This window comes from Paraburkholderia sp. EB58 (assembly GCF_050436665.1).
Lineage (GTDB): Bacteria > Pseudomonadota > Gammaproteobacteria > Burkholderiales > Burkholderiaceae > Paraburkholderia.
On record NZ_JBNDMQ010000005.1, the window covers coordinates 365,522 to 374,306 of the forward strand.

The following is an 8,785-nucleotide window of genomic DNA, read 5'->3' on the forward strand; positions in this document are numbered from 1 at the left end:
CGATTTCTACCGGGGCGAGGAAGGAATCTTGAACCTTTCGTAGAGCAGTGCGAGGGGTGAATCATGTAGCTGCTAATGGGAAACCAAAGGAACCTCTGAATCATGAATGAACCAGTCATCATCGACGCGGTGCGCACAGCCTACGGCAAGCGACGTGGCGCGTATCGCGACATCCGTCCGGACAGCCTGCTCGCAGACGCAGTAAGCGCAGTCATCAAGAAGAGCGGTGTCCAGTCCGAAAATATCGAGGACCTCATCGTAGGATGTGTGAGTCAAGCTGGGGAGCAGGCCGCGAACGTTGGGCGCATCGCGGCGCTACTTGCCGGTTTGCCGTCATCGGTGCCAGGGGTTTCGCTCAATCGTATGTGTGGCTCGAGTCAACAGGCGGTTCATTTCGCCGCGCAGGCGGTAGCGTCAGGAGACGTAAGGTACGTGATTGCGGGCGGGGTCGAAAGCATGACGCGCGTGCCTATGTTTCTGGATGTGACACTCGGGCAGCATGATTTCCGTGGATTCGACGACTTGAACCCGGCGCTGCTGCAACGTTATCCGCTCGTCCACCAGCTCGAGAGCGCGGAGCGGATCGCTGAGCATTGGGGCATTACCCGAAGCGATTGTGACGCATTTGCGAAGGAAAGCCACCGACGTGCATATGCGGCGGCCACAGCCGGACACCATCGTGAAATCGTACCGGCAGCGGGTATCGATGCGGACGGAAAGCCCATTACCGTCACACGAGACGAAGGGATTCGTGCATCGATTGACGATGCAAAGATGGCATCAATGGCGCCGGCTATGCGTGCCCCAGGACAAGGGGTGGTAACTGCGGCGAACGCCAGCCAGATGTCGGATGGCGCATCGGCGGTATTGATTGGTGACCGCGCTACCGCAGTTGCGGACGGGCTGACCGCGCGCGCAAAATTTCGGGCGCGTGTTGCGGTCGGATCGGACCCGGTGATGCAATTGACGGGCGTGATACCGGCGACCCACAAGGCGCTGAAGCTAGCAGGGCTTTCTCTGGCTGACATTGACTGGATCGAAATCAATGAAGCGTTCGCCTCCGTTGTGCTGGCATGGTTGCGCGAGTTTTCTGGAGCGAGCCCCGAACTCGAGGCAAAGGTGAACCCATGGGGCGGTGCGATTGCGCATGGCCATCCGCTTGGCGCTAGCGGTGGCGGCTTGCTGGCGAAGATGCTAGGCGGCCTTGAAACCATCGACGGCAAGTTCGGTTTGCAACTCATGTGTATCGGACACGGGATGGCGACCGCCACCGTCATCGAGCGTATTCAGTAATCGTCTGGTAGGAAATATTTCCATGAACATCAAAGACAGTGTTTTCCTGATCTCCGGCGGGGCAAGTGGGCTCGGCGCGGCAACCGCGAGAATGATCGTCGCAAATGGTGGCAAGGTTGTGCTGGCTGATATGAACCGCGACGCGGGGGCCGCGCTAGCAGCTGAGTTTGGACCCAATGCCCTCTTCGTACCCACTGACGTAACCGACGAAAGCGCGTGCCAATCGGCAATAGACGCGACAGTCACCCACTTTGGCGCACTGCATGGTCTTGCCTGTTGCGCTGGTATTGCCCCTGGCGAAAAAGTGCTGGGCAAGGAAGGGCCACATGGAATTCAGACGTTCGTCCGTGCGCTCGAAATCAACGTCGTCGGCACCTTCAATCTGATACGACTGGCTAGTGCGGTAATGAGTCAGTCAGAGCCGAATGAAGAAGGCGAACGCGGCACGATCATTATGACCGCCTCGGTTGCCGCGTACGACGGACAAGTCGGCCAGGCTGCGTACTCTGCGTCGAAGGCGGCCGTTGTCGGCATGACGCTGCCCATTGCGCGCGAACTGGCACGCTATGGGATACGCGTAATGACGATCGCTCCCGGGATTTTCGAAACGCCGATGTTGCTCGGACTCCCGAGCCAGGTGCGGGAATCGCTGGGCCGATCGGTGCCATTTCCATCGCGGCTTGGAAGGCCTGCCGAGTTTGCCCTTCTGGTCAAAGCGATTTGCGAGAACCCGATGCTTAACGGAGAAGTCATCCGGTTGGACGGCGCATTGCGCATGGCTGCAAAGTAAATCCGCACGCCGCGTGCACTTTGGATGGGAAGAGCGCGGAGTTGGTTTACGCGGGCGGCGCTCTTCTTTTCTGTCCTTCTCTATCGATCGTGGGTCATTCGAATCAGCATCGTCCCTCTGGTCGATCAGACCAAATCACGAAACAGAAAAACTCCACGATCGACTAAATTTGTGTTGATTCGGTCGTGCGAGGTGTGTCAAGATAAGTCCATAGAAAAGTACAAGTACGCCGGACAGGAGACGAACCCGGTAGGGCCGTGAAGCTGTGAAATCAATATCTAACGATGAGGAATCCTTTAGATGTTGGATATGCGGCTGCGACCTGGAATCAGCCTATCGGGATGTGTGGCGGAAGTTTTGAACAGTCATCTATGACTGAACTCACGTCAACAAAGGAGGAGCGCATGATGGAACTGGAAGCCAAGGTAGCGGTCATCACGGGAGCTGCCAGCGGGCAGGGCGCAGCAGAAGCGGCGCTATTCGCCCAGCATGGAGCGAAAGTCGTAATCACGGACATCAATGAGAGTGGCGCAGAAGTCGCAGCGCGATTGGGCAGCGCCGGTCACTTTGTCCGGCATGACGTAGGTGAACAGGCGGATTGGGACAAGGTGATGCGCGAGACGCTCGATCGCTTTGGACGGGTCGATATCCTCGTCAACAACGCAGGCGTCTATAAGCCGGCCAGCCTGCGGGAAACCGACATGGCGTTGTGGGACCTTCACTACCGGATCAACCAGCTCGGTGTATTTCTGGGCATGCGCGCGGCGTCCGACGCAATGGCCACGACCGGCGGGGGATCAATAGTCAACGTTTCCTCCAACGCTGGGCTGAACAACGTTCCCGGCATCTTCGCGTACGCCAGCAGCAAGTGGGCGGTACGTGGCATGACCAAGCTCGCCGCCTCAGAACTCGCCTCGCTCGGCATCCGCGTGAACTCGATTCATCCTGGCATTATCGATACGCCGATGCTTGGAGAAAACAGTGCCGAGCGGCTGAAATTCTACGAGGAGATGATTCCGATGCGACGGCTTGGGACGCCGGACGAAGTTGCCCGGCTGGTTCTTTTCCTCGCATCAGACGCATCCTCATACGTTACCGGCGCCGAAGTAACGGTCGACGGCGGTATTGGCTGAATGGCAACCCACAAAGGAGATATCGTGACTGCACAACTTACAGGCAAAGTCGCTCTCATTACGGGGGCCGCACGTGGCATCGGGCGAGCGGCTGCCGAACTGTTCGCGCGCGAAGGAGCGCATGTTTTCGCCACGGACGTCAATCAACCTGATGAGCCATTCGTGAATGCCAACATCAGCTTTTTGATCATGGATGTGGCGAGTGAGACGGATTGGCAGCAAACCGTTTTGGCTATCAAAGCAAAACATGGTGGCGTGGACATACTCGTCAACAACGCAGGCATAGGTGGTTCTCAGCTACCGCTGGCAGATGAGAACATCGCAGACTGGAATAGGGTGATCGCCACCAACCTGACCAGTGTCTTTCTCGGGATGCGCGAGGTTCTACCGGGCATGCGCACGAAGCGGTCGGGTTCAATCGTTAACGTCTCATCGATCTGGGGCATCTCCGCCGTAGCCGGTGCCGCCGCATACCACGCGACCAAGGCGGCAGTTCGGCATCTGACCAAGCATGCTGCCGTTACCTATGCTGCTGAGAATGTCCGTGTGAATTCGATTCATCCGGGCATCATCGCGACCCCGATGGTACTTGAAGATCAGGCAGAGGAAACCAGCGCGAGAGTGGTCGCCGCAACGCCGCTCGGTCGGATGGGAAAGCCGATCGAACTGGCCAAGGGAATGCTGTTTCTCGCCAGCGACGAGTCAAGTTTCATGACCGGTGCTGAACTTGTGATCGACGGTGGGTATCTTGCGCAATGAAAATGTTCAATCGACTCCGAACGCGGCACGAAGCAGGCACCGAGCTGGAAGTATCCAGCCGTTATAACGGATGGTCCGCTATTGCATCCATGGTAGCGATGAGCAATCTCGGTGCATTGACCATGCTGATGACCCCGGCGTTTATCGCGGGGTATCTCAGCAGTGGCCGGCTCAGCAACACCCAGGCATCCACTCTGACCTCGGTCGAACTGGCAGGCATGACTGTCGCGGTCATCCTGACCTCGCTTGTAATTGCGCGGGTTGATCGCCGCGCATGTCTGGCTGTAGGTTTGCTAATAGCAGCACTCGGCCATCTGGCGAGCATCCTCGTGGTTTCGTATCCGGTCCTGGTCATTGTCCGCACCTTGGCCGGGGTCGGCGTCGGTATAGCCTACACCGTGGCGGTCGCTGCCCTATCGGCGACCAGATTGCCTGACCGTAATTTCGGCATCGCGATCACGTCCAACCAACTGTCGGTAACGCTGCTTTTGGCGCTACTGTCATGGCTTGGGTTGGATCAAGGTTACCGGGTGGTCATCGGTGTTGTACTTGCGTTCACTTTGCTGATGGGACTCGGCATTGGGTGGTTTCCTCGCGTGGCACCTTTGCGCGCCGCCGATGATCCGGATATGGGCACACAAGCGGCTTCTTCAACTTTGCCCGGTGTGTTGGGTTTGGTAGGCATGTTTCTCTTCCTCGTCGCAGTAGGTGAAGTCTGGCCGATCGTGGGGCCGATTGCACAGTCACATGGTATTAGGGCGGCCGCGGTCGGTTCGGCTTTGGCTATCGCGGGACTGGCTGGCATCGGCGCAGGGCTTCTCGTATCCCTGATTGGGTCCCGGTTCGGTCGGCTTGTGCCTTTGATTGTCGGTACCGTCGGGCTGGCTTGTGCCATGTTGACACTATTGGTTGCATCAGATGGTCAATCTCTGGTGATGAGTACGTCGCTCATTATGTTTTTCTGGATATTTAGTATTCCATATTACTTGGGTTCTCAATCTGCTCTGGATCCATCTGGACGGCTAGCGGTATTGAGTAGCGCGATGATGCCGTTTGGTCTTGCTGCAGGGCAGGCCTTGGCGAATTCGATGACACCCGGTACTGCATATTCTTCAACGATCATGAGTTCCGCTGTGACATTTGGTTTGGCACTCGCGACCACGCTGTTCGGCATACATCTCAAGGTTGCTCCTTTGGCGCGTCGAAAAGCAAGTGGCTAGTCTGGTGTGGCGGGCATATGCGCGAGTGTTGGTATTTCATTGAGTTAAATAAGGATAACGAATTAAGTAACATGAATGGCCCCCATCGCCGGGCTCAGGCCCGGTATGACCTGGTGCCGCACTCGTCGCGACAAGTCAATTAGAAGATCGAGAGCGACGTAATGGGTAAGGAGACAGGAAATGCTTCACAAAGGACGATTTGCATTGAAAGCTGTCGCCGGCGTAGCGGCGCTGCTCTTTGCGGGTGCTGCCTGCGCGCAGAGCAGCGTCACGTTGTACGGGATTCTCGACACAGGTGTGCTCTATACGAGCAGGACCGTAGGCGCGATCGCGGGCCAGAACGCCGGCAAGAACTTTTCGTTAATAAATGGCGGTCTCACGCCTTCCATATTCGGCCTGACCGGAACGGAAGATCTGGGCGGCGGCGTGAAACTTTCGTTCAAGCTGGAAAGCGGATTCAGCCCCGCGAATGGGGGGCTGGCCGACTGTAATGGGAACCTGTTTGGCTGTCAGGCGTGGGTCGCGCTCGACAACCAATACGGCACGCTCAAGGCAGGTCTGCAGTACTCGCCGTTCTTTCTCGCGGTGTATGAGTCGGATCCGCGAGATTTCGACCTGTTCGGCAGCGGAATTGTGAACTACGTTGATAACGTGATCGGCACTGGCATATTCAGCCCGAACTCGGTCTCTTACACGAGCCCGGAGTTGGCTGGTTTTCAGGGAAGCGTGTTGTATTCGCTCGGCGGCATTGCCGGCAATTTTCAGGCGGGACGGCAGTATGCAGCTAGCCTTAAGTACGAACTGGGTGGCTTCATGATCAACGCCTCGATCTTTGACGCCAATGCGGGCGGCAATGCGCAGACGCCCGTGCAGACCGCGCTGGAATTCGAAGGTCGCACGATTGGCGCCGCGTACAAGATTGGTCCGGTCACCGCGAAGCTGTCGTTCGTCAATTACAAGGTATCGGGTTCGTTCAACAATAACGTTTACGGTGGCGGTCTCGACTATCACGTGACGCCAGCACTCGACATGAACGGAGGCGTGTGGGTGACGAGCGACCGTAACCGCACTGCGAATCATTCGGTGATGGGTGCGTTGGGCGCCACGTACTTCGTATCGAAGCGCACCTCGTTCTACGCTCAGGTTGGCGCGGTCGACAATCAGGGCCTAATGAACACGGGCGTCTCGACCAACGGTGCGACATTCGGGGTGCAAGGCACCACGGTCGCGGCACTCGTGGGTTTGCGTCACACGTTCTGAAGACAAACGGAGAACGAGGATGAAGGGAAACAAAGGAGTGCGGTACGTGCTCTTGTTAGCGGTCGCGCTGGCGGCGGCGAGCGTCCAGGCACAGGGTAGCGATACGGGCGACTTCTCCGCTAGCAGCGCGCCGAGCGCGAAGGAAGTTCGTGCAGCTAATCGCATACTCAGGAAGGCGGTATTGCGCACCCTGTCGCGAACCAGGGGGCTCAACGTTGATCGCGTCGTCGTCGTGGCAAAAGGCGGGTCGATCTTGCTCGAAGGTTACGTGCCGGAGAGCAACCAGATCGATCTGGCGACGTCGGCGGCGCAGGCCGTTCCCGGCGTCACAATGGTGACTAACCGCCTCATCGTGCGAGCCGAAGGGCTCTAAGCTCGACGTTTATCGAGCTCGGCTATGCCAGGGTATCGTTATGAATAGACCGCCCGGTTATTGGTTTCATCGGTCAAAGATGTCGAAAGGACCGGTCTTACGCCGCAACTACCGTCGCGTTGACGAGACGTGCGGGCTTACGCTGAAAGCGTGGCAAACTGTTGTCCGCTAGCGGCAACGCGCATCGTCTTTATGACCCGTTCAGATTTTCGTTCACCACCGTCAGTTGCATCGACGTACCCGCCCAGCGCGACGGTACCGATTTCGCTCGTCAACGGCTTTCTCGCTGCTGCGGGCGCACCGCACAGCGTGGTCGAGCGCTACCTCGACGAGGCGAACATCCCGCGCGAATTGCTGGTGCGGTCAGGCGCGCGGGTCACGGAGGAACAGTTTTCGGCGCTGTACCGCGCCCTCGCCATCGAACTCGACGACGAAATGCCGGGCATCTTTGCGCGCCCGCTGCGTAATGGCACATTGAAATTCCTCTGCCTGAGTCTGCTCGACGCGCCGAACCTCGAAACGGCGATGCACCGGTTCGGCCAGTTTTTCCACATCGTGCTGGACGACTTCAGTTTCGAATCGCGCCGGGATGGCCTCGTGGCCCAGATTGCGCTACACCCCAATCCTTCCTGTGGCAGCCTGGGGGCGCTTGGCCAGGAACTGATGCTCAAGCTCGCGCACGGCGTGGCGTCCTGGCTCATTGGTCAAAAAATTCCGCTGTTGCAGGTGGATTTCGCATTTCCCCGTCCGTTGCATGCGATCGACCATCTGTACTTTTTCTCGGGGCCGGTGAACTTCGACCGCGAACAAACGCTGATGCGCTTCGGTGTGGCCTATTTCGACATGCCGATCCGCCAGCGCAAGACCAATTTGCGCAAGTTTCTCTCTCGCGCGCCGGGCGACTGGATCTTCGTGTCGTTCAGCGAGCAGTTGACGAGCCACCGTGTCAGGCAGTACCTGGCCAGCAGGCTGCCCGAGGTGCCCACCATCGACCAGGCGGCACAGAGCCTGCATTCCTCGGTCCGAACCTTGTGTCGGCGTCTTGCAGCCGAAGGCACCGCATTCCAGACGCTCAAGGACGAGTTGCGGCGGGATATCGCGATCCAGCGCCTCACGGGTACCAACGACGCCATTGCATCGATCGCGGGGGACATCGGCTTCGACGATCCCAGCGCATTTCATCGCGCCTTCCGGCACTGGACCGGCAGCACGCCTGGCGCCTATCGCCAACGCGTCTGAACAAGGCTGCCTCGGGCCCTTTGGTGCGGCCCTTCCATGCGGCCCCTCGATGCGTCCTCGCTGAAGCAACCAGTCGCAGACGCGTCGGCAGTCCGTGCGCGGTTTGGCCAGATTTGTCAGTAGATGGGCCAGCTTGGACTGTCGGCGCGACGGCGATTGGCTATACGATCCGCTAAACGTTGCCACGTCTTGCCGCACACCGTCGTGCCGCGCAACGCTGGCTTGCCTCGCGTTACCGCCTTACAGGAAGACTGACCATGAGCTACACCGCGCCCGTCAAGGACATGCTGTTCGTGATGAAAGAACTGGCCGCACTCGAAGACATCGCGAAGCTGCCTGGCTTCGAAGATGCCAACCTCGACACCGCGCAAGCCGTGCTTGAAGAATCGGCCAAGCTGTGTGGCGAAGTGCTGGCGCCGTTGAACGTCGAAGGCGATCGCAATCCGAGTAGCTGGAAAGATGGCAAGGTGACGGCGACGCCGGGCTTTGCCGACGCGTTCCGTCAATTCGCCGAGGGCGGCTGGCAAGGCCTGCAGCATCCTTTGGACTACGAAGGCCAGGGGCTGCCGAAGCTGATCGCGACGCCGTGCATCGAAATGCTCAATGCGTCCAACCTTTCTTTCGCGCTGTGTCCGCTGCTGACCGACGGCGCGATCGAAGCGCTGCTCACGGCCGGCACCGAAGCGCAGAAACAGGCCTACGTGCCGAAGCTGATCTC

The 8,785-nt window shown here is 58.5% G+C and carries 9 protein-coding genes; all 9 read left to right on the forward strand.

Translation table 11 applies throughout. From position 1 onward, the window contains the following. Positions 1 to 102 precede the first annotated feature (102 nt). Entirely contained in the window at positions 103 to 1,293 is a 1,191-nt protein-coding gene (locus P3T40_RS10535; RefSeq protein ID WP_429267618.1) for a thiolase family protein, read from the forward strand. Between the two features lie 22 nt (positions 1,294 to 1,315). Continuing rightward, on the forward strand, positions 1,316 to 2,083 hold the full coding sequence (locus P3T40_RS10540; RefSeq protein WP_429267619.1) for a 3-hydroxyacyl-CoA dehydrogenase: 768 nt from the start codon (positions 1,316 to 1,318) through the stop codon (positions 2,081 to 2,083). Positions 2,084 to 2,487: 404 nt separating this feature from the next. Further along, a complete protein-coding gene (locus P3T40_RS10545) occupies positions 2,488 to 3,216 on the forward strand; it encodes an SDR family NAD(P)-dependent oxidoreductase (protein WP_429267620.1) in 729 nt (242 codons plus the stop codon). 24 nt (positions 3,217 to 3,240) lie between these two features. Next, on the forward strand, positions 3,241 to 3,975 hold the full coding sequence (locus P3T40_RS10550; protein ID WP_429267621.1) for a glucose 1-dehydrogenase: 735 nt from the start codon (positions 3,241 to 3,243) through the stop codon (positions 3,973 to 3,975). Further along, positions 3,972 to 5,195 carry an MFS transporter gene (locus P3T40_RS10555; RefSeq protein WP_429267622.1) on the forward strand — a complete coding sequence of 408 codons (1,224 nt, stop codon included), beginning with the start codon at positions 3,972 to 3,974 and terminating at the stop codon, positions 5,193 to 5,195. The genes P3T40_RS10550 and P3T40_RS10555 overlap by 4 nt, the downstream gene beginning before the upstream one ends. 180 nt (positions 5,196 to 5,375) lie before the next feature. Continuing rightward, a complete protein-coding gene (locus P3T40_RS10560) occupies positions 5,376 to 6,455 on the forward strand; it encodes a porin (RefSeq protein WP_429267623.1) in 1,080 nt (359 codons plus the stop codon). A gap of 19 nt (positions 6,456 to 6,474) precedes the next feature. Then, the gene (locus P3T40_RS10565; RefSeq protein ID WP_429267624.1) at positions 6,475 to 6,828 is read left to right on the forward strand and encodes a BON domain-containing protein; all 354 of its coding nucleotides are present in this window, start codon (positions 6,475 to 6,477) and stop codon (positions 6,826 to 6,828) included. 192 nt (positions 6,829 to 7,020) lie between these two features. Then, on the forward strand, positions 7,021 to 8,067 hold the full coding sequence (locus P3T40_RS10570) for an AraC family transcriptional regulator (RefSeq protein ID WP_429267625.1): 1,047 nt from the start codon (positions 7,021 to 7,023) through the stop codon (positions 8,065 to 8,067). A gap of 257 nt (positions 8,068 to 8,324) precedes the next feature. After that, positions 8,325 to 8,785: acyl-CoA dehydrogenase N-terminal domain-containing protein (locus P3T40_RS10575; protein ID WP_429267626.1), on the forward strand; the 461-nt coding region annotated here is incomplete at its 3' end.

What these genes read in the sequence shown, in the direction of transcription:
- P3T40_RS10535 (WP_429267618.1), top strand. Translation starts at nt 103, where the DNA reads ATGAATGAACCAGTCATCATCGACGCGGTGCGCACAGCCTACGGCAAG.
- P3T40_RS10540 (WP_429267619.1), top strand. Translation starts at nt 1,316, where the DNA reads ATGAACATCAAAGACAGTGTTTTCCTGATCTCCGGCGGGGCAAGTGGG.
- P3T40_RS10545 (WP_429267620.1), top strand. Translation starts at nt 2,488, where the DNA reads ATGATGGAACTGGAAGCCAAGGTAGCGGTCATCACGGGAGCTGCCAGC.
- P3T40_RS10555 (WP_429267622.1), top strand. Translation starts at nt 3,972, where the DNA reads ATGAAAATGTTCAATCGACTCCGAACGCGGCACGAAGCAGGCACCGAG.
- P3T40_RS10560 (WP_429267623.1), top strand. Translation starts at nt 5,376, where the DNA reads ATGCTTCACAAAGGACGATTTGCATTGAAAGCTGTCGCCGGCGTAGCG.
- P3T40_RS10565 (WP_429267624.1), top strand. Translation starts at nt 6,475, where the DNA reads ATGAAGGGAAACAAAGGAGTGCGGTACGTGCTCTTGTTAGCGGTCGCG.
- P3T40_RS10570 (WP_429267625.1), top strand. Translation starts at nt 7,021, where the DNA reads ATGACCCGTTCAGATTTTCGTTCACCACCGTCAGTTGCATCGACGTAC.